Origin of the sequence: Paenibacillus aceti, assembly GCF_003614185.1 — a bacterium.
Classification (GTDB): Bacteria; Bacillota; Bacilli; order Paenibacillales; family Paenibacillaceae; genus Fontibacillus; species Fontibacillus aceti.
Map to the genome: position 1 here is coordinate 2861321 of NZ_KZ987724.1, position 740 is coordinate 2862060.

1 protein-coding gene is annotated in these 740 nt (G+C 53.0%); it reads right to left on the bottom strand.

All coding sequences use genetic code 11. The features are described 5' to 3' along the window. The coding region (gene groEL, locus BFJ94_RS26370; RefSeq protein ID WP_205571057.1) for a chaperonin GroEL at positions 1 to 740 on the bottom strand (740 nt) is incomplete at both ends.

Sequence of the window (740 nt, forward strand, 5' to 3'; positions counted from 1 at the left end):
AGTACGATGTTCGCGCCTGTCTTCTCGTCGCCGCTCAGTTCAAGTCCAGCTACAGCGTTGTATACGTTGATAAGCGCTACGCCACCGCCCGATACGATCCCTTCTTCAACCGCTGCGCGAGTTGCATTCAGGGCATCTTCGATGCGAAGCTTGCGTTCCTTCAGTTCAGTTTCTGTGGCTGCACCGACTTTGATGACAGCTACGCCGCCAGCCAGCTTCGCCAGACGCTCTTGCAATTTCTCCTTGTCGAAGTCGGAAGTCGTCTCTTCCAGCTGCGCACGGATTTGGTTCACGCGAGCATCGATATCCGCTTTGTCGCCGCTGCCGTCTACGATCGTCGTGTTCTCTTTCGTGACGATCACTTGACGAGCGTTACCCAATTGTTCGATCGAAGTCGTCTTCAGATCAAGACCGAGCTTCTCGGTGATCACTTGGCCGCCAGTCAAGGCTGCGATATCCTGCAGCATCGCTTCACGACGGTCGCCAAAGCCAGGAGCCTTCACGGCTACCGCATTGAAGGTACCACGCAGCTTGTTCACGATCAGCATCGCTTGTGCTTCGCCTTCGATATCTTCGGCGATCACCAGCAATGGTCTGGATTGTTGTACGATCTTCTCAAGCAGTGGCAAAATTTCTTGCGTGCTGCTGATCTTCTTATCTGTAATCAAGATGTAAGGATTGTCGAGAACCGCTTCCATCTTGTCCGTATCTGTGATCATGTATGGGGATACATAGCCACG